The 24,626-nt window shown below is 49.1% G+C and carries 21 protein-coding genes and 1 pseudogene; 4 read left to right on the top strand and 18 right to left on the bottom strand.

Annotation, left to right across the window (positions count from 1 at the left end; translation table 11 throughout):
- Positions 1 to 5: 5 nt before the first annotated feature.
- Positions 6 to 2,219, bottom strand: coding sequence for a DNA helicase RecQ (recQ, locus tag GBK04_RS10765; RefSeq protein WP_152759546.1), 2,214 nt, complete (start codon positions 2,217 to 2,219; stop codon positions 6 to 8).
- Positions 2,220 to 2,376: 157 nt separating this feature from the next.
- On the opposite strand from recQ, the pseudogene GBK04_RS10760 reads away from it, so the two are divergent.
- A pseudogene (locus GBK04_RS10760) lies at positions 2,377 to 3,350 on the top strand (KpsF/GutQ family sugar-phosphate isomerase).
- A 7-nt stretch (positions 3,351 to 3,357) separates the two neighbouring features.
- Here the strand turns inward: GBK04_RS10760 and GBK04_RS10755 are convergent.
- Both GBK04_RS10755 and rimO read right to left on the bottom strand, forming a co-directional pair.
- Positions 3,358 to 3,834, bottom strand: a complete 477-nt coding sequence (locus GBK04_RS10755) for a DUF4293 domain-containing protein (RefSeq protein ID WP_373330884.1) — start codon at positions 3,832 to 3,834, stop codon at positions 3,358 to 3,360.
- 70 nt (positions 3,835 to 3,904) lie between these two features.
- Positions 3,905 to 5,215, bottom strand: a complete 1,311-nt coding sequence (rimO, locus tag GBK04_RS10750) for a 30S ribosomal protein S12 methylthiotransferase RimO (RefSeq protein ID WP_152759544.1) — start codon at positions 5,213 to 5,215, stop codon at positions 3,905 to 3,907.
- Between the two features lie 260 nt (positions 5,216 to 5,475).
- On the opposite strand from rimO, the gene GBK04_RS30515 reads away from it, so the two are divergent.
- A complete protein-coding gene (locus GBK04_RS30515; RefSeq protein ID WP_373330883.1) occupies positions 5,476 to 5,637 on the top strand; it encodes a hypothetical protein in 162 nt (53 codons plus the stop codon).
- Positions 5,638 to 5,698: 61 nt separating this feature from the next.
- Here the strand turns inward: GBK04_RS30515 and GBK04_RS10745 are convergent, their stop codons facing one another.
- The 6 genes from GBK04_RS10745 to rpmG all read right to left on the bottom strand — a co-directional run bounded on the left by GBK04_RS10745 (position 5,699) and on the right by rpmG (position 8,832).
- A complete protein-coding gene (locus GBK04_RS10745; protein WP_152759542.1) occupies positions 5,699 to 5,938 on the bottom strand; it encodes a hypothetical protein in 240 nt (79 codons plus the stop codon).
- A 19-nt stretch (positions 5,939 to 5,957) separates the two neighbouring features.
- Positions 5,958 to 6,608 carry a PH domain-containing protein gene (locus GBK04_RS10740; RefSeq protein ID WP_152759540.1) on the bottom strand — a complete coding sequence of 217 codons (651 nt, stop codon included), beginning with the start codon at positions 6,606 to 6,608 and terminating at the stop codon, positions 5,958 to 5,960.
- A gap of 23 nt (positions 6,609 to 6,631) precedes the next feature.
- The gene (locus GBK04_RS10735) at positions 6,632 to 7,195 is read right to left on the bottom strand and encodes a Uma2 family endonuclease (protein WP_152759538.1); all 564 of its coding nucleotides are present in this window, start codon (positions 7,193 to 7,195) and stop codon (positions 6,632 to 6,634) included.
- Between the two features lie 73 nt (positions 7,196 to 7,268).
- Positions 7,269 to 8,225, bottom strand: a complete 957-nt coding sequence (ftsY, locus tag GBK04_RS10730; RefSeq protein ID WP_152759536.1) for a signal recognition particle-docking protein FtsY — start codon at positions 8,223 to 8,225, stop codon at positions 7,269 to 7,271.
- 180 nt (positions 8,226 to 8,405) lie between these two features.
- A complete protein-coding gene (locus GBK04_RS10725; protein ID WP_152759534.1) occupies positions 8,406 to 8,558 on the bottom strand; it encodes a DUF4295 domain-containing protein in 153 nt (50 codons plus the stop codon).
- Positions 8,559 to 8,649: 91 nt separating this feature from the next.
- Positions 8,650 to 8,832, bottom strand: coding sequence for a 50S ribosomal protein L33 (rpmG, locus tag GBK04_RS10720; protein ID WP_152759532.1), 183 nt, complete (start codon positions 8,830 to 8,832; stop codon positions 8,650 to 8,652).
- A 268-nt stretch (positions 8,833 to 9,100) separates the two neighbouring features.
- On the opposite strand from rpmG, the gene GBK04_RS10715 reads away from it, so the two are divergent.
- Complete coding sequence (locus GBK04_RS10715) at positions 9,101 to 9,727, top strand: c-type cytochrome (protein WP_152759530.1); 627 nt, start codon at positions 9,101 to 9,103, stop codon at positions 9,725 to 9,727.
- Positions 9,728 to 9,822: 95 nt separating this feature from the next.
- Here the strand turns inward: GBK04_RS10715 and fucP are convergent, their stop codons facing one another.
- Positions 9,823 to 11,076, bottom strand: coding sequence for an L-fucose:H+ symporter permease (fucP, locus tag GBK04_RS10710; protein WP_152759528.1), 1,254 nt, complete (start codon positions 11,074 to 11,076; stop codon positions 9,823 to 9,825).
- Positions 11,077 to 11,227: 151 nt separating this feature from the next.
- Between fucP and GBK04_RS10705 the strand changes: the two genes are divergently transcribed.
- On the top strand, positions 11,228 to 12,445 hold the full coding sequence (locus GBK04_RS10705) for an NADH-quinone oxidoreductase subunit D (RefSeq protein ID WP_152759526.1): 1,218 nt from the start codon (positions 11,228 to 11,230) through the stop codon (positions 12,443 to 12,445).
- A 121-nt stretch (positions 12,446 to 12,566) separates the two neighbouring features.
- On the opposite strand, the gene GBK04_RS10700 is transcribed toward GBK04_RS10705, so the two are convergent.
- The 8 genes from GBK04_RS10700 to GBK04_RS10665 form a co-directional block, all read right to left on the bottom strand.
- Positions 12,567 to 13,577, bottom strand: coding sequence for an aspartate-semialdehyde dehydrogenase (locus GBK04_RS10700; RefSeq protein WP_152759524.1), 1,011 nt, complete (start codon positions 13,575 to 13,577; stop codon positions 12,567 to 12,569).
- A gap of 97 nt (positions 13,578 to 13,674) precedes the next feature.
- Entirely contained in the window at positions 13,675 to 14,259 is a 585-nt protein-coding gene (locus tag GBK04_RS10695; protein ID WP_373330882.1) for a 5-formyltetrahydrofolate cyclo-ligase, read from the bottom strand.
- A 2-nt stretch (positions 14,260 to 14,261) separates the two neighbouring features.
- Entirely contained in the window at positions 14,262 to 15,809 is a 1,548-nt protein-coding gene (gene bshC / locus GBK04_RS10690) for a bacillithiol biosynthesis cysteine-adding enzyme BshC (protein WP_152759519.1), read from the bottom strand.
- Between the two features lie 276 nt (positions 15,810 to 16,085).
- A complete protein-coding gene (locus GBK04_RS10685) occupies positions 16,086 to 17,897 on the bottom strand; it encodes an acyl-CoA dehydrogenase FadE (protein WP_152759517.1) in 1,812 nt (603 codons plus the stop codon).
- A gap of 140 nt (positions 17,898 to 18,037) precedes the next feature.
- The gene (locus GBK04_RS10680) at positions 18,038 to 20,935 is read right to left on the bottom strand and encodes a putative Ig domain-containing protein (RefSeq protein ID WP_152759515.1); all 2,898 of its coding nucleotides are present in this window, start codon (positions 20,933 to 20,935) and stop codon (positions 18,038 to 18,040) included.
- A gap of 297 nt (positions 20,936 to 21,232) precedes the next feature.
- The gene (locus tag GBK04_RS10675; RefSeq protein WP_152759513.1) at positions 21,233 to 21,862 is read right to left on the bottom strand and encodes a hypothetical protein; all 630 of its coding nucleotides are present in this window, start codon (positions 21,860 to 21,862) and stop codon (positions 21,233 to 21,235) included.
- A gap of 84 nt (positions 21,863 to 21,946) precedes the next feature.
- Positions 21,947 to 22,357, bottom strand: coding sequence for a carbohydrate-binding protein (locus GBK04_RS10670; RefSeq protein WP_152759511.1), 411 nt, complete (start codon positions 22,355 to 22,357; stop codon positions 21,947 to 21,949).
- Entirely contained in the window at positions 22,348 to 24,603 is a 2,256-nt protein-coding gene (locus GBK04_RS10665) for a PQQ-dependent sugar dehydrogenase (RefSeq protein WP_152759509.1), read from the bottom strand. Before GBK04_RS10665 ends, GBK04_RS10670 begins: the two co-directional genes overlap by 10 nt.
- Positions 24,604 to 24,626 lie beyond the last annotated feature (23 nt).

Below are 24,626 nucleotides of genomic sequence, written 5' to 3'. Positions count from 1 at the left end.
GTAATTTAATTGGCTAGTTCGGAGAGAAACTTGATCCGCATGAGACGAAGTTCTTCTTCTGTAATATCATCCTGGGCGAATTCTTCCAGCGCTACGGCGATGTTGTCGGTTTCGGCGGTCATGAAATAGTCATAAATATCCTGTTGTCGATCGCGGTCCATGATCTGGTTGATGTAGTAATCAAGATTGAGCTTGGTACCCGAATAGCAGATGTGCTCGATCTCTTCAATCAAATCTTCCATCCCGAGTCCTTTAACTTCGGCAATCTCTTCAAGATCTACCTTCCGATCCACTTGCTGAATAATGTATATTTTTATTTTTGACTTATTCACCATGGACTTAATGACCACGTCCTTGGCGGTTTCTATATCGTTTTCCTCTACATAGCGATTGATCGTCTCAAGGAATTGCCGACCAAATTTTTGGACTTTCCCCATTCCCACCCCATTGATCTGGGCCATTTCCTGCTGCGTGGTCGGGTAGGTGGTCGCCATTTCTTCCAGGGATGGGTCCTGAAAAATAACGTAGGGCGGCAGGTTTTTCTCTTTGGCTACCTTTTTACGGAGTGCCTTCAGTAATCCCAGTAAGGCATCGTCATAAGCATGCGCGTTACCACCCGATCCGTTATTACTGGATTCATCATCATCAGTCTTGGTGTCTTCTTCAGCGTAGTTGTGATCCGCATGAATCGTGACAGGATAGGGGTCTTTGAGGTAGTTGCTACCCTTTTCGGAAAGTTTCAGAACACCATAATTTTCGACATCTTTTTCCAGGTAGTCAAAAATCACCAATTGCCGGAGCAGGGATATCCAATAGTCAACCGACTCATTATATTCCACTCCCTTACCGTATACATCCAGCTTATCGTGCTCATAGCTGCGCACATACTGATTTTCCGTAGCCGTTAACAGATCGGCGATATGCTCACCGTCAAAACGCTCGTCGGTTAGCGTGACTGCCCGTAGGGCCAGCACTACTTCGTCCTGTACCTTATGCCTTTCAGTAGGTTTCACGCAGTTGTCACAAAAACCGCAGTCATGGTCCATGTACTCGCCGAAATAACTCAGCAATTGCCGACGGCGGCACACACCCAGGTTGGCATAAGCTACCATTTCACCCAATAAATGGCGGGCATTGTCGCGTTCGGTAACGGATTTGTCCTTATTGAATTTTTCCAGCTTCTGAATGTCCTCGTAGCTATAAAACATCAGACAGTTGCCCTCCAGCCCATCACGTCCGGCACGGCCCGTTTCCTGGTAGTAGCCCTCCAGCGACTTAGGTACATCATAGTGTATCACAAACCGTACGTCGGGCTTGTCAATGCCCATGCCAAAAGCAATCGTGGCCACAATGACATCGGCTTCTTCATTCAAAAAAGCGTCCTGATTGGCCATACGGGTATTGGAGTCCAGCCCGGCGTGGTAAGGAAGTGCCTTCACATCGTTCACACTCAATAGCTGCGCAATCTCCTCGACCGTTTTGCGACTCAGGCAATACACGATGCCTGACTTCCCCTTGTTGTTGCGAACATACCGGATCAGCTGCTTCTTGGCGTCGTTTTTGGAGCGGATCTCATAGTAGAGATTCTTACGGTTGAAAGAAGACTTGTAGGTTTCAGCTTCTTCCATTTGCAGGTTTTTGCGAATGTCCTGCTGTACCTTGGGCGTAGCGGTAGCGGTGAGGGCGATAATAGGCAGATCGCCGATATTGTCAATAATACCGTGGATGCGCCGGTACTCCGGCCGGAAGTCGTGTCCCCATTCGGAAATACAATGCGCTTCGTCGATGGCTACAAAGGACAGATTGGTCTTTTGTAGAAAATCAAGGTTTTCTTCCTTGGTGAGTGATTCAGGGGCGATATAAAGAAGTTTCAGGCTACCATCGAGGGCATCGCGCTTCACCCGGTTGATTTCGGCCTTCGTAAGTGTCGAGTTAAGAAACTGCGCGTTAATACCGAAGGCATTGAGTTGATCTACCTGGTTCTTCATCAGGGCGATCAGCGGCGAAATGACAATGGCCATGCCGTCGGTGACCAGCGCCGGCAGTTGATAGCACAGGGACTTTCCAGCGCCCGTGGGCATAATGACGAAGGTGTTTTTCCGGCTGAGGATATTCTGGATAATTACTTCCTGATCACCCCGGAACTGGCTATATCCGAAAATGTCTTTTAATCTTTCTTTTAGGGTGTCCAATATGGCTCTATCGACCTGCTGTATCATATTCGTGTCACAAATGGGTTATTCCAAAGTTCTTTATCTTTGTTCGTTGGTAAGGAAGGGCTTTTCGATTGATTTGAGCAAGCGCCGACTTCACATAAAACCGGGCTTGTCTGCTTCCCAGTTTTAAAAATAGCAATTCCAAAACAAGGATTCAAATTTGAAATTAGTAAAAAATATTCAGTCCATCGCAAAAGATGTGCTGGTCCAGGAAGCCGAAGCCATTCAGCAACTCGCTGAACGCATCGATGACTCTTTTGAACACTGCGTCGAGACTATTCTGCGGGCGGGCGGACGTGTGGTGATTACGGGTATCGGCAAGAGCGCCATCATTGGTCAGAAAATCGTAGCTACCCTCAATTCGACGGGTACCCCGGCCCTGTTCATGCATGCCGCCGATGCCATTCATGGCGACTTGGGCATGATTCAGCCCGACGATGTAGTCATCGCGATTTCCAAAAGTGGTGATACCCCCGAGGTGAAGGTACTGGTGCCCCTGCTGAAACAAACGGGCGTAACGCTGATCGCGATGGTCAGTAATAAAGATTCGTTTTTGGGACGTAACGCCGACTTTATTTTACATGCTTATGCGCCTTATGAGGCTGACCCGCTAAATCTTGCTCCTACCACCAGTACGACCGTCTGCCTGGCCTTGGGCGACGCTTTGGCTATTTGTCTACTCGAAGCACGAGGATTTACGCGGCAGGATTTCGCCCGGTATCATCCGGGGGTACCCTGGGCAAAAAACTATATCTGCGGGTAAGCGATCTCTACCCACACAACGCCCTGCCTACAGTACCCCAGACGGCCAATCTTAAAGAGGTGATTCTGGAAATTACGTCTAAACGCCTGGGCGCCACGGCTGTTCTGGATTCTTCACAAAAACTGGTGGGGATTGTTACAGATGGAGATTTGAGGCGAATGCTTAATCAACACCAAGAAACCGAACTGTTGCACCTCAGCGCCCGCGACATTATGACGGTAGCTCCCATTGGTATCGCTCCGGACGAATACGCCGTAAACGCTCTACAACTTATGCAGGCACGCAGCATCACACAGCTCGTGGTGGTAGATGAAGACCAACTGCTTGGCTTTGTACACCTGCACGATTTGTTAAAAGAAGGATTGATCTAACCAAATGTCAACGCATCCGGTTCGACTCCTTCACTAGGCGCTCGTCGCGGCGGATAAACCGATTTGCCAGTACATTGGACAGCATAGCCACAATCAACGCGTAGAAACCAACCAGATAGTCTCCCGTTTCCGTGGGATCGAAGAGTTTGGCGGCTTTGTAAAAAGTCTGGTACACCACTGTAGCCAGAATGACCGTCATCAGGATTGAATTGACTGCGCATAGGGCGGATTGCAGCAGGCGGTTGCGGAATTTGAAGATGGAAAAGAGCGCAACCGCTACGACCAGAATAGCCATCCCTGCCAGATAGAATACAGGCTGCACCTCGGATTGGGTAGCATTTATTTTGAGAGTAAGGTACAGGGCCGTCATAGAGGCTTCCTGTATACCATCCATCGCAACTTTATGCCAAAGAGGGAAAGCAACGAAAATACCCATGGCAATAGCCACGATCGCCAGAAATATGGATTGTACGCGTTGTAACACTTAGGTGATTATAAAGATGATAGTTGAAAAAGATTCTGCAAAATTAAAAACAACGCCTAAACTGCCAACCCTAGCTCACTACATTACCATACAAATCAAATTCCTCTGCGGATGTGATCTGAACCCGGGCATAATCACCCAGACGCACATAGTGTTGGGCAGGTACCAATACCTCATTATCCACCTCGGGTGAATCAAACTGAGTACGGCCAATGAAATAGCCACCTTCCTTACGGTCAAAGAGTACCTTGTGGGTTTGTCCGATTTTCTCTTGGTTCAATTCCCACGAAATACCCTGCTGTAGTTCCATGAGGGCATCGGCGCGTTCCTGCTTGATTTCGGCGGGTACATCGTCGGGCATGGTATGCGAGTGCGTATTGTCCTCGTGAGAGTACTGGAAAGCACCCAACCGGTCAAAGCGCATTTTTTCCACAAAGTCGTAGGTTTCGTCAAAAAGTGCTTCCGTTTCACCGGGATGGCCCACGATGAGCGTAGTGCGAAGCGCGATACCGGGTACCTTCTCGCGGATGGTTTCGATCAGCGCTTCGGTTTTCTCGCGGGTAATGCCGCGCCGCATGGCTTTCAGAATTTCCGTCGAGCCCGATTGCAAGGGCATGTCGAGGTACTTGCAGATATTGCTCCGCTCCTGCATCACATCCAATATATCCATCGGAAAACCCGCCGGGTATGCATATTGCAGCCGGATCCACTCAATACCTTCCACATCTGACAGCCGGGCGAGGAGGTCAGATAAGTTCCTTTTCTTATAAATATCAAGTCCGTAATAAGTCAGGTCCTGGGCGATGAGAATCAGTTCTTTGGTACCCCGTCGGGCCAATGACTTTGCTTCGGTCACTAATTCTTCGATGGGCCTTGACACATGGCCGCCGCGCATGAGCGGAATGGCACAAAAACTGCACGGGCGGTCACAGCCCTCGGCAATTTTGAGGTAGGCGTAGTGCGTGGGCGTGGTGAGTAGCCGCTCACCGACCAATTCATGCTTATAGTCGGCTTTCAGGGTTTTGAGCAGGCGGGGTAGCTCGTTGGTACCGAACCAAGCATCTACCGTCGGAATTTCCAGGGCCAGTTCGTCCTTGTAGCGGTGCGACAGGCAGCCCGTCACGTACACTTTATCCACTACACCCGCTGCTTTGGCGTCGGCGTAGCGCAGGATAGTGTCGATGGATTCTTCCTTAGCTCCATCGATGAAGCCGCAGGTATTGATGACCACGATCTGCGCATCGTCTTTTTTGGATTCGTGTGCCACGTTGTAGCCGTTGCCTTTCAATTGGGTGTAAAGTACTTCCGAGTCCACCAGGTTTTTGGAGCAACCCAGCGTGACAATGTTGACTTTATTAGTACGTATTCCTTTGGTTTTCATAAGTATGCCGCAGGCGATAAGCCCCAGGCCGGATGCTTTTTATGTAAATCGCTTAGTATGAAGCGAAATTCGGGCTGCAAAGTTCGGAAAAATTAAGGTAACAATCCTTTTTTGATGAAACCAAAGTAGGAGTAGCTGGCTGAAAATGGAATTTTGGGGAAGTATTCGTCGATTATATCCCAACGTACGCTCTCCGCTAACAGAAATCGGTCGCCATTGGTGAGGTAGTAAATTCGATAAGACAAACCTAATCTTGCTTTATGGACCACTGCCTCAATTCTTTCTATATCGCCTTCCCGCAATGTCAGGGACCGATCACGAAGTCTTATTTCGAGCGAATGATCGATGGGGTTGGTGGTGATGCTGACGCCTCGGACGTAAGGCCAGTGGTTGAGAAGCAGGGAGAAGGCCAAAACGCCTAAACCTGTACTACCCGTGAAAATCAGGAATAGCAGGAAATGGAAGAATAATGGATGGACAAGATCAGTAGAAGGGGGTACCCATATAATCAATCACAAGTAGGAAGGCTATTCCCTGCGCTATGGATATAAAGCCCATTATTCCGTAAAAACCCATAAAGTATCCCCGCTTCGAAACCTGGTACACGCGCCGGACTTTGAGCGGCGAATTCCCACCAACCGTATCGCGGGTAAGGCGCAGGAGCCGCCAGATTCCCCATGCAAATAGCCCGAAAATGAAGAGGAATATAAGCAAGGTACCCATAGCAAAGAATTCGTTCGGCTTATCGGTTCAATTGCGCTGCTTGGGGTATGGTAGGTACCCTACGCTTATGTCTGTGGAGGGGAAGGTTTTTGAAAAATTCAAAAATGGCATACGCTCCCTTTGTTTTGTCGGTGATGATCAATGCTCGGCCATCACGCAAGGTAAAACGGAAGTAGCTGTAAATAAACCTATAACCTTCATTGGAAAAAACATCGACCATTTCTATATCATTTTCGCTTAACACGTATTCATCCTCATCGGTTTGTACGGTCAGGACGCGTGCTTCTGGGTCAAAAGTTAGAATACGATCTTTGGTATATTTCCAGTAGTTGACATTCAGAAGGAGGATGTAGGAGGCTACCCCGGTACATAAAAACGTGAGTAGCAGATAAATAGAATAGACTACCCAGTAAGGAGTAGAGTCATTTATTCTAAGAGGCTGGGACAAGAGGGTTGTGAAAAAAGTGCCGAACACCAAGAGTAAGATGACCAGCAAAAAATCCATTGAAAAAAGGTAGAACCATGCTGAGGTACGGTAGGTGCGCGACTGGTAAACCGGTTCGAAAGTTTCGTCACTCGCACGAACTAATTGATAGATTATTAAAGCCCAGGGACCGACGGTACCTCCAAGTGTAATAAGTACAATCAGAATTGTTTCGCCCGTAGTCATCCAGACAGAAATTAAATCATAATTCAGGCTTCGTTGATTACCAGCATATCATTTACGCTAATCTCAAAATCGGGCAAGACGGGTGCGGCGGAGCAAATATCGTTTTCCAGGCAAGCCCGCACATCGCGGCGGGAAGTATAGACGTTGACAACTTGCTCTTCAGGAATCACAATCCACGCTATTTGTACCCCGGCTTTGAAGTACTCTGTGAGCTTGCGCTCCATCTTGTTGATCTCATCATTATTTGAAATAATCTCAATCACAAAAGCCGGAATCATTTCATTCCCTTTTTTACCTTGTACAAGTTGCTCATAGGTAAAATACGCAATGTCAGGGCGACGAAGTTGTATTCCACTCAGATGGACGTTCTGTTCCGCGATCAGCGCGCCTACCTCCGCATACCCTTTGCGAAAAAACAATCTGCTCAGGATGCCATAGATATAAGCCTGTTCTTTATTCATACCTGTAAATTGAATAATTTCCCCGTCATCCCACTCATACTTGAAGCCATCGTTCGGCTCCCAGTCAAGGAAAGTTTCCAGGCTTTGGGGGAGGGTTTCGGTAGTGGTTTGTGAAGTCTGGAGCATGATTCAATCGGCTTTTTTCCAAATATACAAAGAAATGCGTCAGAATATTTAACCTACTTATTGGGCAATTTTCCTACTTCTTAAATAGCGAATCCACGAACTCCTCGCGGTCGAAGACTTGCAAATCATCCATTTTTTCGCCCACGCCGATATACTTCACGGGGATTTGGAACTCGTCGGAAATACCGATCACCACGCCGCCCTTGGCCGTGCCGTCGAGTTTGGTGACGGCCAATGATGTTACCTCAGTAGCTTTTGTGAATTCGCGAGCCTGAATGACGGCATTCTGCCCGGTACTGCCGTCCAGAACCAGCATCACTTCGTGCGGAGCGTCGGGGAGTACCTTCTGCATCACGCGCTTGATTTTGCCCAACTCGTTCATCAGATTGACTTTGGTATGCAGACGTCCAGCTGTGTCGATAATGATGACATCCGCGCCAATCTCTACGCCTTTTTTCAGCGCGTCGAAGGCTACGGCCGAGGGATCGGTGTTCATACCGTGCTCGATCACGGGTACCCCTACGCGTTCGCCCCAGAGTTTGAGTTGGGTCACGGCGGCGGCCCGGAACGTGTCGGCCGCTCCCAATACTACCTTGCGGCCCCGCTGCTGAAACTGATGCGCCAGTTTGCCAATGGTGGTGGTTTTACCTACCCCATTGACCCCTACGACCATAATAACATAAGGTTTGGGCAGATGTTCCGTTTCAAAGCTATCCGTAACGCCCACAACAGATCCTTCGGAAAGCAAGCCCGCCACTTCTTCGCGCAGGATGCGGTCGAGTTCGTTGGTCGAGGTGTACTTGTCCTGCGCCACGCGGGCCTCGATGCGGCGGATGATCTTGACGGTGGTACCTACCCCTACATCCGAGGTAATCAGGATTTCCTCCAGCTCGTCGAGTACCTCTTCGTCCACGGTGTCTTTGCCCACCAAAGCCCGCGAAAGTTTACCGAAGATGCTATCCTTGGACTTTTCAAGTCCCTTATCGAGTGTTTCCTTTTTCTCTTTGGAAAAAAAACCAAATATGCCCATACCAGAAGTGGTTGCCCACCATTAAAGTGTTGAGGGTGCTATGTTTATAAAAAGCCATGCTAACGCAGAACCACTTGGAGGGGTACCTTAGCAACTTGCCCAAAAATAAAACAAAAAAAGTCCCATTTAGGGACTTTTCGTGTATTCGGTCGTAAAATCAGTCTTTTAGGCTGATTGCGCTTATCGTTTTAATACGTCCTGAACGGTATCAGTAGGTACCATTTCCTCTTTAAAAGTGTAGGCACCGGTTTTGGGCGATTTCACCGCCTTGATCACTTTGGCGAAGGTCCTGCCTCCTTCTTTTTTCAGGGTTGCAACTACTTTCTTAGCCATATCTATGAATAGTTTATGAATTGCGGGCTATACGGACAGAACTCATAGAAGTAGCCAACCTGATCCGATACCACCCCCAACGGGTTGTATATTATTTAATCTCTTTATGAACCGTATAACGACGCAGGTACGAATTAAATTTCTTCAATTCTATACGCGTCGGCGTATTCTTGCGATTCTTAGTCGTGACGTAGCGTGACATACCCGGTACGCCCGATCCTTTTTGTTCGGTGCATTCCAATATAACCTGAACTCTGTTACCTTTCTTAGCCATTGCTTTGCTTCTTTTTTACAAATAGGATTGCAAAAGTAAGGCTTATCCCTAAATTAGCAAAATCATTTTTTAAAAAAGCGAGAATTATTTCATCTCCCAGGCATCAGACGGTTTTTGATTGATTTTTTTTCAATACTCATTCTATTTTATTGTTCACAATTTAGGAAAATGTACGAGGTTTGTGCTTTATTGATAGAGAGTCTGTAACATGGCATGATTGTTTCAATCTCTCCTATTAACTTACTTCTTACCCAAATTCAGTCTCCGTATGGCACTCAAAAAACTAACCCTACTTGCTTCGTCGCTGGCCTTTGCCGCCTGTGTTGGTATAAGTTGCTCTTCCAAAGAAGATAAGGCCCAGTATGATAAATTTTACGGCAGTGGCCGCGCTGAGCGCGAGGAAACCGCCGGAGGTGGAAGTTTTACTCCCCGTAAGGACAATGACGAAACATTTGCAGACAATGAATTGAAAGTGAATCCTGACTCGATCAACTCGCTTTCGGTAACTGAAAATGCGGATTCGGAGCAAGGTACCAGTACCGCGCTGACCGAAGGGAAGCCCGAAACTGCCGGCAAAACCATAGCGGAAGTTTCGGAGAAAGAGGAAGCATCCGCTAAGAAAACTGACGAGGCGCCTAAGCAAAAACCTGTTCCGGCGGATATTGCGGCTCTGCTCAATAAAAATACCTGCTCAGCCTGCCACAAACCCTATGACCGACTGGTAGGCCCGGCTTATTCAGAAGTTGCTAAGAAAAAATATTCCATTGCTCAAATCGTGGAATTAGTGTACAAACCTCAGCCCGAGCATTGGCCGGGGTACCCACCTATGGCTCCCATGACCCAAGTACCCAGAGAAGAAGTAGAGAAGTTGGGAAGATGGATTAACTCCCTATAATATATATCTAGATCATCAAAAAAGGCTGCTCCATCTTATAGAAGCAGCCTTTTTTGTTCACTGGCTAAAGCGGTATAAGCTGAATGCCCGCCGGATCACATATTCTGTGGAGCTACCTTTGCCTCACGCAAGGCAAAATACACGACTACCCCAAAACAGAACAACGGCATGACAAAGGCCGTATTGATACTCTGGGTAGCGTCGGAAATCTGGCCTTGTACTCCCGTCAATACCGCACCGCCCAGGATAGCCATGATGAGCCCGGAACCGCCAATTTTGGTGTCCTGTCCCACACCACGCAGCCCCAAGCCGTAAATGGTAGGAAACATCAGCGACATACAGCCCGAGATACCTACCAAAGCATATACGCCTACATACCCTCCCGAAGCCATGACGGTACCTGTCAAGATCAAGGCCAGGACGGCCAGGCTGGCCAAAAGCCGATGGGGCGCAATGAACCGCATCAGGTAGGTACATACGAAGCGCGATAACAGAAATAGCACGAGCGCAGCCAGGTAATAGCTGGAAGCCTGCTCTTCGTTGACGTTTAATTCCTTCATCACGTAGCGGATCGTAAACGACCAGGTACCTATTTGTGCGCCAATGTAAAAAAACATGGTAATCACCGACCAGACATACGACCGTTTTTTGATCAACCGTCCCCAGGCTTCACCGAAGTTGAGCGAGCTATTTTCGTCTGAGGCGGTAGGCATTTTATTAAAAAATATAAGTAGCCAGATCAGAACCAGAAATAAAGCTACCCCTACATAAGGCCCCATCACACCCGTCAATTCTTCGGACTGAATAGCTTGCAATTGCTCGGGCGACATGGAGGCGCGTTCTGCTTCGCCTGCTACATTCAGTTTGGAAAGAATGAATAGTTTGCTGAGAAGTACCCCGATGATGGAACCAATGGGATTGAACGACTGCGCCAGATTGAGGCGCTGGGTGCCGGTTTCCTCAGGTCCCATAGCGATAATGTAGGGATTGGCCGAAGTTTCGAGCAGTGATAAGCCACCCGCCAAAATGAAAAGCGCCGCCAGGAAATGCCCATAGACCATGGTTTTGCTAGCAGGATAAAAAAGTAACGACCCGCCGATAAAAAGGCCCAAGCCAATGAGAATGCCGGTTTTGTAAGTATATTTTTTGATGAGGATAGCAGCCGGAATGGCCAGACAAAAGTATGCTCCGTAGAAAGCGTACTGCACAAAGGTAGTCTGGAAGTCGGACATGCTCATGATCCGCTTGAAGGCTGAAAGCAGCGTGTCGGTCATGTTATTGGCCAGGCCCCACATCAGGAACAGGCTGGTGATGAGAATAAACGGGAGGATAGGAGTTTTTTTCAGCATAAGGTGTTTTTTTAGTGTAGGAAGAGTGGGAAGGGGGAATCATACTTGCCTCGGGGAAAAAAAGCCGGGAATGAACCCGTACGTCCCCATATTCTGTTAAAGTCCGGATTTTCTGACCGCTCTTTGCCATTCTCTTTTGTACTTTTATCCCATGAATGTACCTCTGCAATACGATTACCGCCCCGAGCACCTGACCCATTCGGAGCCGAACAAATATGGGCTCAGTGATTTGCGGAAAGAGGAGATGATTCTGAACATGGGTCCTCAGCATCCGTCTACGCACGGGGTACTCAGGCTGGAGATCATTACCGACGGCGAAGTAGTGGTCGATGTGGTCCCTCATCTGGGGTACCTGCACCGCTGCTTTGAAAAGCACGCCGAATCGCTGCCTTTTAATCAGATTATCCCCTATGTCGATCGCATGGACTATGTGGCGGCCATGAACTCAGAACATGCCTACGTAATGGGCGTGGAGCGCATGCTGGGCATCGAAAACGATATTCCCAAACGGGTAGAGTACATCCGGGTATTGGTGGCCGAGCTGAATCGCCTGGCTTCGCACTTTGTGGCAATAGGTACCTATGCAATGGACATTGGGGCTTATACGCCTTTCCTGTGGATGATGCGGGATCGTGAACAGATTCTTCGCCTGTTGGAATGGGTTTGCGGCGCGCGGATGCTGTACAACTACATCTGGATTGGCGGGTTGTTCTACGACCTACCCGTGGATTTTGAAGAGCGGTGCGCCGAATTCATCCGATATCTAAAGCCCAAGCTTATCGAGCTGCAGCAGTTGGTTATCGAGAACAAAATCTTTATCCAGCGTACGGCCAATGTGGGCGTACTGCCCATGCCAACTGCGATCAATTATGGTTGCACGGGTCCGGTCCTGCGCGGCTCGGGTCTGCGCTATGACTTGCGGCGTGTAGACAACTACTCGGTGTATCCCGAACTGGATTTCGACATTCCCATCGGCACGGGCGAAATGGGTACCCTGGGCGACTGCTGGGATCGGAACTGGGTGCGCGTGGCCGAATGCTGGGAATCCGTGAAAATCATTGAGCAATGCCTGGCAAAACTAACGACCGACTACGCCCGTACCCGCGATTTTGACCCCCAGGCGATGGTACCTAAGAAAATCCGCCCCAAAGCCATGGACTTCTACGCCCGGGCCGAATCGTCCAAGGGCGAGCTTGGCTTTTTCTTCCGTACCGATGGACGTTCGGATGTGCCCGTACGCTGCAAGGCGCGTGCGTGCTCTTTCCATAATCTATCGGTCATCAGCGAGATTTCACGCGGCGGCCTGCTGGCCGACCTGGTGGCCGTCATCGGCTCGCTGGATTTGGTGATGGGGGAAGTTGATCGCTGAGCGCGAAACTCCTGACTTTGAACCGCAAATCTGTAAATTACTGAGTTTACAAAAAAAGCCGCTTCTGATCAAGGCAGAAGCGGCTTTCATAATTATTGGGTGTCAGATTGTTAGTGCAAACTTACACATTTTCGGTTACTTCAACCAACTCATGTTGAACAAGGTACTCCGCAATCTGTACTGCGTTGGTAGCGGCTCCTTTGCGCAGATTATCTGCTACAACCCACAAATTCAGCGTTTTGGGCTGCGTTTCGTCGCGGCGTATGCGACCTACAAAGGTATCGTCCTTGCCATGGGCCGTCAATGGCATAGGGTAAAGGAAATTCTTGGGATCGTCTTGTACCACTACGCCTTCGGTGGCTTCCAGGATAGCCCGTACTTCGGCCAGGTCGAATTCATTTTCAAACTCCACATTGACCGCCTCCGAATGCCCGCCGATGGTTGGGATACGAACTGTGGTAGCCGTGACCGCAATGCTGTCGTCCCCCATGATTTTCTTGGTTTCGTTGGTCATTTTCATTTCCTCCTTGGTGTAGCCGTTGTCGAGGAATACATCGATGTGCGGCAGCACGTTCAGGTCGATGGGGTGCGGGTAGACTTTCTTGATCGAATGGTCGCCTTTTCGCTCGGCAAAAAGTTGATCCACAGCCTCTTTGCCGGTACCTGTCACCGACTGGTAGGTCGAAACCACCACGCGCTTGATTTTATATTTTTGGTGCAAAGGATTCAGCACCAGTACCATCTGAATCGTTGAACAGTTGGGATTAGCAATGATTTTATCTTCAGGCGTCAGCGTGTGGGCGTTGATTTCGGGTACCACCAATTTTTTGGTGGGGTCCATGCGCCAGGCCGATGAATTATCTACCACCGTAATACCCGCTTCGGCAAATTTCGGAGCCAGATTGAGCGAGGTACCTCCGCCTGCCGAAAAGATCGCAATGGCAGGTTTGGCCTTGATGGCTTCCTCAAATCCCACCACTTTCACCTGTTTACCTTTGAACGTGATTTCCTTGCCAATGGAACGCTCAGAAGCAACGGGCAGCAATTCCGTCACGGGGAAATTGCGCTCGGCCAGTACTTTGAGGATTTCGCTGCCCACCAAGCCGGTAGCACCTACGACTGCGATTTTCATTTTTAGAATTGATTTGAATAAAACATGAAACGGGAATTGATAAAATTGGCGCAAAAATACAAAGAATATCCACACCTTAATTCAGGGAACCTGAAAATCAATAGTCCCAGCGGTGTACCGCGAAAGGCGTCACGCAGAAGTCGAGCCGAATGTCCCACGCATTCACATCACTGATGGCATCGATGGGCTCAAAAAAGGACAGGCCGATTTTTAGAGTATCCGACCGGCATTCGGCCAGGAAACGGTCGTAATAACCGCCGCCATAGCCTGCACGGTTGCCCTGTCGATCATAAGCCAGCAAAGGAACCAGGACGGCGTCGATCGAACGGAGGTCAAAGATTTGGGCAGAACTGGCGTCGGGTTCATCGATCCCCCAGCGATTGACCGAAAATACCGTGGTGTCGTCCCATACGTAATGTTCCATGCGGCGGGTACCAGGAATAATGCGGGGAGTAGCCCAGTCCAACGCCGGAATCTTGGTTTGCAACAGTTGGCGCAGCAGACGGGTATCAACTTCTTGGCGGGAGTCAGCCCCCAGGAAAGAATGAAGGTACCTCACTGAGCGTTCCGTAAGAATATGGAACAACCGACCGGCGATCAACCGGCTCAAATGTTCCGTTTCAGCGGGAGTGAGTTTGGCTCTTTCTTCGAGGAAAAACACCCGACTTTGCTGCTTGGTCAAGATCACTCTTCTAGAATATTAAACCTGAAATCCAGCGGATCGAAAGCATCGAACAGTATTTTGATGAAATTTCGGTTGTTCAGATAGAAGTTCAGGAAATTGTCGTGTCGCTCCTGAGGGGTACCTTTGGGAAAGAAAGTGTCCAGCAGATTTTCCAACTGACCTACCTGAATGCCGTGCTTACGTTCTTCGGCCTTTCTAATGCGTTTTTCCAGCTTTTCCAGGGAATTATAAAGCCGCGCCCGCTCGGCCAGCACGGCCTTTTCCAGGGTAGAGTCCACATCTACAGCCTTGTGCACTACCTTAGAAAGTACCTCGGCAAAGGAATATTTCTCCATATCCAGCGAAAGCGTATGCTCCGAAAGCCGCTCGACCAGATCGCGTTTTAGCTGGTATTTTTCCTTAAAAATAGCTTCGTACGTGAGCCCCAGTTTTTCGACCCGGTGGCGGCTGGCTGCATTAACGTACAGCGCAAAATTGCGCGGAATCATCATGGGAAAAGGTACCTTATAATGGTCGAACACATCCTTCAACTGCAGCCAGTAGGGTACCTCCGAAGGACCACCGATGTAGGCTAGGTTAGGTAGGATAATTTCTTCGTACAGCGGCCTGAGTACCACATTGGGACTGAAACGCTCAGGATGTTCGGTGGCTTCCTGGCGGATTTCAGCTTCGGTAAATTGCAGATTTGTATTAATTATTTTAAAGGTACCCTCGGCTCGGATAATGCGCTCGCGCAGGCCCTCCGTTAAATAAAACAGGTTGATTTCGCGCGCGTGAATCGGTGTGTGGTACCCCAGCTTCTCGAGTCGGGCAGTCGTTTCTGCTACCAGGCCACCGGAAGTTTGGTTAAACAATTCGTCTTCGATGACAGGCAGGAAGTGACTTTTGAGCGCTGCGTCGTCCGCGTCCAGGGTCACCAGTCCTTTTTTCCCAAACAGTTCATGCATATAACATCGCACGGCACCGGCCAGGGTTTCATTCTTAAGGTAGGCTTTTCGGAAAATGGGAACGGCTTCGGGGAGCTGGTTCAGAATTGTTTCAAGTTCTTTCGGATCGAGCCGGCCCACGGCCCCACGAGGGGTACCTGACCAGGTATATTTTTGTCCGAAAAGATTAAAAGAAGCGATCTCGGCAAAATCGTGATCTTCGCTGGCCATCCAGTAAACAGGCACGAAATCGTAGTCAGGGTAGGTTTCTTTTAAAACGCGCGCCAGATTGACCGTCGTCACGATTTTATAAATGACGTACAGCGGCCCAGTGAAGATATTCAGTTGGTGGCCGGTGGTAACGGTGAAGGTGGTTTCGTTCTGTAACAGCGAGAAATCAGGCGGATTGGAAATCCCTGCGTACTGTTTTGACAGAATCTCAACCAGGGTTTGTCGTTTGGCCGGATCAAAGTTCGTTCGTTGCTGTATCGCTTGCTTGGCCTCGTCGAGGCTAGGAAATACAGTATAAAAATCGTTCAGTTCGGGTTTTTGATCGAGATAATCGAGCAGAAGCGGGGGAAATTGACCCGTGGTACGTAGCGCAACGGAATGAAGTTTCATCGAATGTAGGTAGGTAGCTTTTGGCTGTTAGCGAATGGCTGATGGCTTTGGAAATAGGAGACTGAACAAAAAGCTGCAAAATAGTTGATTTAAGAACTATATGCCATTCCGTTAAGTTTCGACCATTCGAAAAGCCTTTTTTATTCTGAGCATTTTACAAAAAAGCCGACCCTGAATCAGAATCGGCTTTCTCAACGTAGTAGTCGTATTGGTTCTTAGTTGCGCGGACCTTGGCCCGTACAGTCTTGATTTTCCGCCACGTCGGAAAACGTCTCTTTAAAAAATATACTTGTTTTCGGCCAGCATGGCATCGGCAATGCGGCGGCGGGCCTCCTTCAGATTCATCGGATCGATTTTGGTGAAACGCTTCAGACCCATTAGCATGACCCGAAGCTCATCGCCTTCGGCAAAAGAGGTGATTGCCGAGCGACCTGCCGAATTGATCTTGTCCACGGCCTCGTGCAAATATGCCAGAGCCATATCTTTGGGCAAGGCCACAGCCGCTTCGTCCTGCTGACTCATGAGTTTTTCTACCCGCAGCAGGGCCGATTCGGCCGCATAGATTTCAATAATCATATCCGCTACATCCATCAGGATTTCCTGCTCGTGCGAAAGTTTCATCATGAACTTCTGCACGGCAGCACCAGCGATCATCAATGCGGCTTTCTTTAGGTTCTTCAGTACTTTTTTCTCTTTGGCAAAGGGTACCTCGTCATCCTCGATCCCAAAGTCGGGGATGGACATGATTTCCTTCGCCACGGCCGTGGCAGGACCCATCAAGTCCAGTTCGCCTTTCATGGCCCGCTTCAGAAGCATATCCACAATCAGCAGGCGGTTGATCTCATTGGTACCCTCAAAAATACGGTTGATACGCGAGTCACGGTAGGCCCGCTCCATAGGAGCATCGGCCGAATAACCCATACCGCCGTAAATCTGCACCCCTTCATCCACCACGTAGTCAAGTACCTCTGAGCCGTGTACTTTGGTGATAGCGCACTCGATGGCGAATTGCTCCACACCTTTTAGTTTGGCTTCGGCATCGCTCATACCACCTTGCTTCAAATCTTCCACGGCGTCGTCGATATTTTGCCCTGCGCGATAGCATGCGGTTTCCGACACGTAAATTTTCAAAGCCATTTCGGCCAGTTTGTGCTTAATGGCACCAAAACGACCAATCGAGATACCGAATTGTTTACGTTCGTTGGCATAATTGATGGCATGATCCAAGGTACCTTTGGCCCCGCCCAGAACTGCTACCCCTAACTTGATGCGGCCAATATTAAGAATGTTCACGGCAATCTTGAACCCGTTGCCTCTACTTGATAGTAGGTTTTCGACCGGGACCTGACAATCGTTAAAAAATATCTGGCGGGTATCCGAACCTTTGATGCCCAGTTTTTTCTCCGGCTCGTTCATGGTGATGCCTCCGAAGTCTTTTTCTACGATAAAAGCCGACAGGTTTTTATCCGTCTGGCCGCCCTCTTCGATCTTGGCAAAGACAATGAATAAATCCGCGAAGCCCCCGTTGGTAATCCACATTTTCTGCCCATTGAGATTGTAGTGCTTCCCGTCATCGGAAAGTACCGCTTTCGACTTACCAGAATTGGCGTCCGATCCCGAGTCCGGCTCAGTCAGGCAATAGGCGGCTTTCCACTCGCCCGTGGCGAGCTTGGGCAGGTACCTGGCCTTCTGTTCCTCGCTGCCGTAATATACGATAGGTAGCGTACCAATTCCCGTATGTGCAGACTGTGCCACTGAGAACGAATGGCCCGTTCCCAGGCTCTCGGCCACGAGCATGGAAGTATTGAAATTCATGCCAAAACCGCCGTACTCTTCTGGAACGGCAGTTCCCAGTAGGCCCAATTCACCGGCTTTGTCCATAAGCGATGCCATCAGCTCGGGCGATTTGGCTGCGTCGATTTCGTCAAGCCGGGCATGTACCTCGGTGCGCAGAAAATCCCGGCAGGTGGCGGCAATCATGCGTTGCTCCTCCGTAAATTCTTCGGGAATGAATATTTGCGATGCGTCGGTTTCCTGAATCAGGAATTCGCCGCCCTTGATGGAAGCTTTATCTTCAACAACTGACATAGACTTTTATTTTTCGGGTTTGGGAAATCAACCAAGTAGTATGCATGCATACTATAATAGACAAGGCAAATATAAGCAGTTCGATAATAGTATGCAAGCATACTATTATCGAACTTTTCCTTTCTAAAAAAAATGGCTGGCTATTTTTTCATGACCCTGAATAGCCGGACGTATTCTCCGTTGGATTCTACGCGCACAAAGTAAATTCCCGCCCCGATGGATAAGCCTGAGAGGTCGATTTGGGCGATTGAATTATAAAAGGACACCCATTTGGCGGGGACAGAAATGCGTTGCCCGGAGGTATTCACCAGCGAGAATGAGTAAGCAGCCGATGGCTGGCTTTCGGGGAGCTGGATATTAAAAACATTCTCGAAGGGATTAGGGTAGCTTTGCCATTCATCGAGGCTGGTTGCGGTCTGGATTGAATCACCGGGAGCAATACTGAATCGTAGCGAGTTGATGAGTACCAAAGAGTCCATTTTATAGGCTTTGGCTAAAAGGGTGTAGCTTCCAATATAGGGTGCAAAACCACTTTCATCATCAAAAAGGGCGTGCGGAAATTTTCGGGATGTGGCGTTGTGCCTGTAGGGTCCGCTCAGGCTAAAATCCACCCGGTCGAACTCAAAATTGCCATAGGCGTAAATGTTCAGTAAGGGGGGCATCGACCCTGCCCGCAGCGTGTCAGCCTCTTTAAGCGTGCGAATAAGCTGCCGATCGATTGCACGACCCGAGCGCAACAAGTCAAAAGTAAGACGGGGAATTTCCACATTCAGAATAAAGGGGGTATCCACATAGCCACCCACATTGTCGTAAGCACGGACAATGATCCGGTATTCGCCCACCTGAGGTGGAATGCCCGAAAACTCGTTGAGCGAAAAAGTAAGCCAGGTAGGCAAGTTCTGCGCCGTAATCAGAGCGATATAACCATCACCATCCCCGAATATGTTGGTAGGTAAAGTATACTTAAAAGGTTCGTTTACCTTCGTGAATTTCACAGGAATCGTATTCTGGACGTAGGGAGCATTATTCAGAAACCTGGGCTCTACTACCTGAATCGTAAAGTATATCTCCACAAAGGCATTCAGATCATCATAGGCTTTCAAAGCTACCCGATAATCGGCAGCCTTTGTTGGAAAGCCCTTAAACTGGCCATTTTGAAAAGTCAGCCACGGGGGTAGTTCACTAGCCTCGATGCGACTTACCGTTCCATCGTCATCCACAAATAAATCGCCAGGAAGCGTAAACAGAAACGACTCGTTGACCGCCGTTACCACATTGGCCAGATTTTTCCGTACTGTGGGAGGTTTATTGGCATTTTCTCGGGTATCAACCCGGATGGTCAGGTAGGCCTCCGTGACAGCGCCTTCGTCGTCAATGCCCCTTACCAGCAGCCGGGAATCTCCCAGTACGGTGGGCGTACCGGTCAGCACGCCATTTTCATACCTCAACCAGCTAGGAAGCGAGGGTACCTCTACGCGCATGATGCTTCCGTCGCGGTCGGCGAAGGTATCCGTCGGCAGCCGGAAGGTAAAGGCCCGGTTCACCGCGATAATTTGCATGGGTATAGGATTCAATATGTAAGGGGGCATATTAGCTGCCGCCTTCCAGTATTCATCCGTCAGGATATCCTCTTCCAGGTGTACATACACCGGTCGTGGAGTACTTCCGCCTCGTGCCAGCCTTTTCCAGGTGTCAAAGGCCCCCACATCATTGACTGTCTTGTCGATCACGCGTGACAGCAGGTAGGAAACCGTATCGGTGGCCACAATGGGCTCAAGGGGTTTATTGAGCCATTTAGCCGCCGAATTCCGGATTACCTCGCGAACGGCAGCCACGTGACCCGTAGTAGACAGCACAAATACCACCATTTTGGCACCACTTTCGAAACATTCGTCGATCTGTTCGTAGAACTCACTGTGGGGTAGGTAATCGGCGTAGAACACTTCGTTCATCACCATCTGGTCGGGTCGCGAATTGCTGCGGATTACATCCATCGTCCAGCGGTGGTCATACTGCTCCGAATCGTGGATTTTGATGCCGTCAGCTTTCTCACATAGATCCCGAAAAGCCAGCGTAGCCCGAACGGCACTGATGTTGTCAATAACAGCTCCAAATTCTGCAACATAGGATATACTGTTGTCTACTTCTCTAACGGCCTGAATCATTCGGTCGTTGAACTGCTTGAAGGCCAAATGACGGTAGATGTACCAATCTTTGCCCCGGCGCCCGAAAAAGGATTCCTTGACATCCCAGGGCGTGACCGGCGGTAGTATTTCATCAAAGGTCTTATAATCGCTTCCCCACAGCAGATTTAGTCGGACAAGTTTCTTATACTTACCCCTCAGCCAGGTAACAAAACCCTGTTTGTATAGTGTGGAGTAATCGAAAATAGTGAGATACAAATCCTTATACTCCCCGTTAGGGGGAATACTGAACATATGGTACCCTGCCTCCTGAGTGGGAGTAGCGACGGTGGATATGAAGAGCAGGTTATTCTGGGTTTGGAGGTACTTATAGCGTTCCGTTACCTGCTTCACAAAATCAGCGGCCAGATTCACCGAGGGCTGGTGCAGATAGCTGAAAGAGGTGGACTGATAGCCTTCCCTGAGGGGATATTGGCGATAATCCTTCATACTTTCGGCGTCGGTCCAAAAGCCCTTGAGAAAAGCGTTATTACGCCCCACCATGATTCGAATAGCTACTTTGAGGCCTAGTTCGGTAGCAAGTTTGATCTCACTATCGTAGCGGTACCAATCCCCTGGCCCCGTGGGAGAATCTTTATAGACCCGGTCCCAGTGCACCGTCAGGAGAACAGAATTCATGCCCGCTGCCGCCGCCTGCCGAATCACATCCAGTTCAAAATCCTTTTCCTGCGAAATATTGAGCAACATCAGTGAAAAGTACCGCTGCTTATCCGCTTGCGTGCCCGGATGCTGGGCCAGTACCTGACGAAATGACCCGCTTATAAAGATCCCCAGTAGACTTACTGCTAGAAAAATCTGTCTTAATCGGATAGGCCTGTAAAATGACGTACACATACTATGGTTTTCTTAATAAACTTATTGTTTCCCCACCGCTCCCTACCTCACTTGCTTTTTCGCCCCGTATCTCAGCATTTTCTGGTACAACGGATAAAGCAATTTTTTACATAAGTCTATCGGAAGTTATCTACTTACTCTAAGCCCGGGCTGGAGCTCAGGATAAAGGTAACACAAACATCAAGGGATTGTTGTTAGGAGCTTATATTTATCTATTTGTGTACAGTCATGGGGATGCACTAAATATAGAATTTCTTCATAGGAAAATTCTGTTGTAAGTACTCCAGGGAAAGCCTACTAGAAATACCGCCGGCGTCCCATTGGGATAGTATTGCTGAGGCTAATGGAAGTCATGTCAGGGTTGAAGGGGGTAGTGACAATATGTTCGACCTGTACTTTCAAATCGCCTAAAACTACACCGATGTGTGGAGCAACGGTCAGGAAAATATCGCGGTTACGGCGGCGTAGGTTATATACCTCATCAGTAGCCACATTCCGAGCTTCCAGCTTTCCAATGTAGGTAGCGCCCACACTTACACCAATAAGAAATCGCGCTGAATGGTAACCGGTGCCCCCCAGGTACAGATCCACAAAGGGTAGGGCAAAGGGAGTAAATTTGCCCTGTAGCTGGCTATTAGACTCCTGGTCATAAAACTTAGGCCTGAATACACCCCCCAACTTTAGGCCCATATTGATTCGTTGGGCAAGCAGAAGCTGTGGTGCCAGAAAAACCTGCCAGCCCAGACGGGTATTTCTCAGGAAAACAGGATTGACCGTATAGGCGGCCCCCGCTTTGGAAGCTACCGCCCCCACGCCGATCTCCATATAGCCATTTCGTTCGTCCTGGTAGGGTCTTTTGAATTCCTGCGCCTTCGTACTACCGAAAAAGACAAGGACACATAGTAAGGAATGATAGAGTGTGCGCATAGGTGCATATGTTATGGTGCAATTAGAACCCGAAACTACGGGACCCGGCCCGGCAGTAAAATTAAAAAAGCAACTGTACTTCACCTACCTTCCAAACCGCACCCAGTCCAGAGCTCCCGAATTTTTAGAAGCATTATCTTCCTTACGAACAAAGACGAAGTACAGGTCATGGATGCCAGAAGAGGTTTTTACAGGAGTACTCGCTTCGGCATATGCATCGGCGCTCTCCGATGGCGTGTAGGATAAAGTACTTAGTAAAGGACCTCCTGGCGATCCTGTGTGTACTTCTATTTGAACACCCGGTTCGCTTACGGCATACCGATAGGTCAGATTTTTTATTTCCTTTAAATCAATATTTTTCAATACAAAGAACGAGCCATTTTTTAGACCAGAAATACCCCCGCGCTCTTTCCTGATCTGATAGAGGCTGTCAGCCTGCTCGACTTCCACCTGGGCCGGGCGAAGCCATAAAGATGTTCTGGTCGTTAAAGGCATGATACCTCCGCCTCCTCCATCGGTATAGGCGGCCGTGATCTGGTACAGGCCGGGCTTGCCAGCTTCTGAGTGATCTTTGAGTACCCTAGTACCTTGGGGGGCAGGAATGATTGCCCTTCGCCCAGGGCCAGTACGTACTTCACAATTTCGGTGGCCTCTTCCTTGGAGAGTTGTGGGTGGGCATTCATGGCTGTTTCGCCCCACACACCACCACCACCCGTAATGACCTTGTTGGAAAGCCTGGCCAGGGCACCTTTGTCAGTTCGATATTTATTCGAAACGTCGGCAAAGGCGGGACCTACTGATGCCTTATCTACCTGATGGCATGCTTTACAGTCACTTTTTTCCATGAGCTCTTTACCCAGATCGACGTTTTCCGAAGTTTCCTGATGCCCGATGAGCGCAGCTTGATTGGCTAACTGGGGTATGAAGTTGAATTTTACTTTAATTCTTTTTGGATCAATGACCTTATCTTCCTGATCTGTTGCCTTTACAGAGTAGGCAAATGATTCATTATCAAAATAGAACGTGCTATTATTGGGAGTGTGGATTGCTACCTGTGGAAGCGTATTGCCCACCCGCACCAATAAGGTATCAGTAGAACTTGCACCCGTTGGATCGGTGGCTTTTAACGTTATAGGGTAGGTGCCATTTTTAGAAAATGTATAGGTTACCGTTCCGCCATTAGATGTTACTGTGTTGTTGCCGAACTTCCATTGGTAGGTAAGATCGTCCTGATCCAGATCGTAGCTTTTATTAGTATCGAACGTGACGTTCAGGGGAGCAGTCCCTAGTGAATCGGAAGCGGAAATAACTGCCACAGGAGTGCGGTTCCCGGCATTGTAATCAATCCGAACCAGCCGGGCGTCCTCATTGTCGATGCCATACACAGAGCCATATTCCAGTGCATAAAGTGATCCATCGGGACCGAAAGTCATGTCGATGGGGCGCCGGAAATCACCCGTAATTGGCATAAATGGCTCCATGCCCCGGTAGTTTTGGTTCTCATCCAGGTCGACAGCAAAAACCCAGTTGCGCATCCACTCGGTAATGAACAATTTATTATCAAAGTATTCAGGGAATTTTGTGGCCGATTTCAGAGCAGGATCGTAATGATATACCGGGCCGATGATAGCGCTCCGCCCGCCCTTGCCCAGCTTGGGAAACTCAGGTGAATCATCGTAGGGGTACCAAATCAGGGCCTTCTGGGCGGGGGGCAGGTTCTTGATGCCCGTATTATTAGGTGAGTCATTGACCGGGTGTGCCGGGTCGAAGGCCGGACCGATTTTCTCCGTGGCAAAATCATAGTCGTGGTAGGCTTTATTATCCCCAATGAAATAGGGCCAGCCAAAATTCCCCGCTTTCCGGGCTTGATTGTACTCGTCGTACCCTTTGGGCCCCCGGTCGCTATCCTTGCCGCTGTCGGGGCCAATCTCGCCCCAGTAGAGGATGCCCGTTTTCTGGTCTACCGTGATACGATAAGCGTTGCGTAAGCCCATAGCGTATATTTCCGCACGGGTACCGGGGGTACCTTGAGCAAATAAATTCCCGGCGGGAATACTCGCTGTACCGTTAGCCTCGGGATGGATGCGCAGAATTTTGCCCCGAAGGTCATTGGTATTGGCTGCGGATCGTTGGTCGTCGAACTGACTTCGTCCGGGGCGTTCATCAATGGGTGTAAAGCCATTGGATGCAAACGGACTGGTATTGTCGCCCGTCGAAATGTACAGGTTGCCATCGGGTCCGAAAGCCAGCGACCCACCCGTATGGCGGCTTATTTCAAACTCGATTGGAATCTCCAGCAGGACCTTTTCCGAGGTAACATCCAGCGTATTGTCGTCCAGAAGGGTAAAGCGCGATACGTGTTGCTTGGGTGTATCCGAGATAGGGGTGTTATAGAAATAAATGAAGTGGTTCTTTTCAAAGTCAGGGTCCAGAGCCAGGCCAATGAGGCCATTGCCGTACTTAGTTTCCCAGAATACTGGAAATTCACGGATGAGCTTGGTTTGTCGCGAAGCAGGATCATACATGTAAAAATTTCCCTTCCGTTCGGTAAAAAACACACGTCCGTCGGGAGCCACGGCCAACTCCATAGGCTCGTTCAGATCATTCGAAAGAACGGTTTTGGTGAAACGGTTCTCTTCAGGTACCTGAGGAGACTGCGCGCGGACATAACACCCTAAAAGGTATAAGGTAATCAGGGAGAGGTAGAACGTTTTTTTGGTCGGTTGCAGCAGAAGGGCCATACAGGTACAGGAATATAAGATAA

The sequence above is a fragment of the Salmonirosea aquatica genome (assembly GCF_009296315.1).
GTDB classification, from domain to species: Bacteria; Bacteroidota; Bacteroidia; order Cytophagales; family Spirosomataceae; genus Salmonirosea; species Salmonirosea aquatica.
The sequence above is the reverse complement of the archived record's forward strand: the minus strand, read 5'-3'. Positions and strand labels throughout refer to the sequence as shown.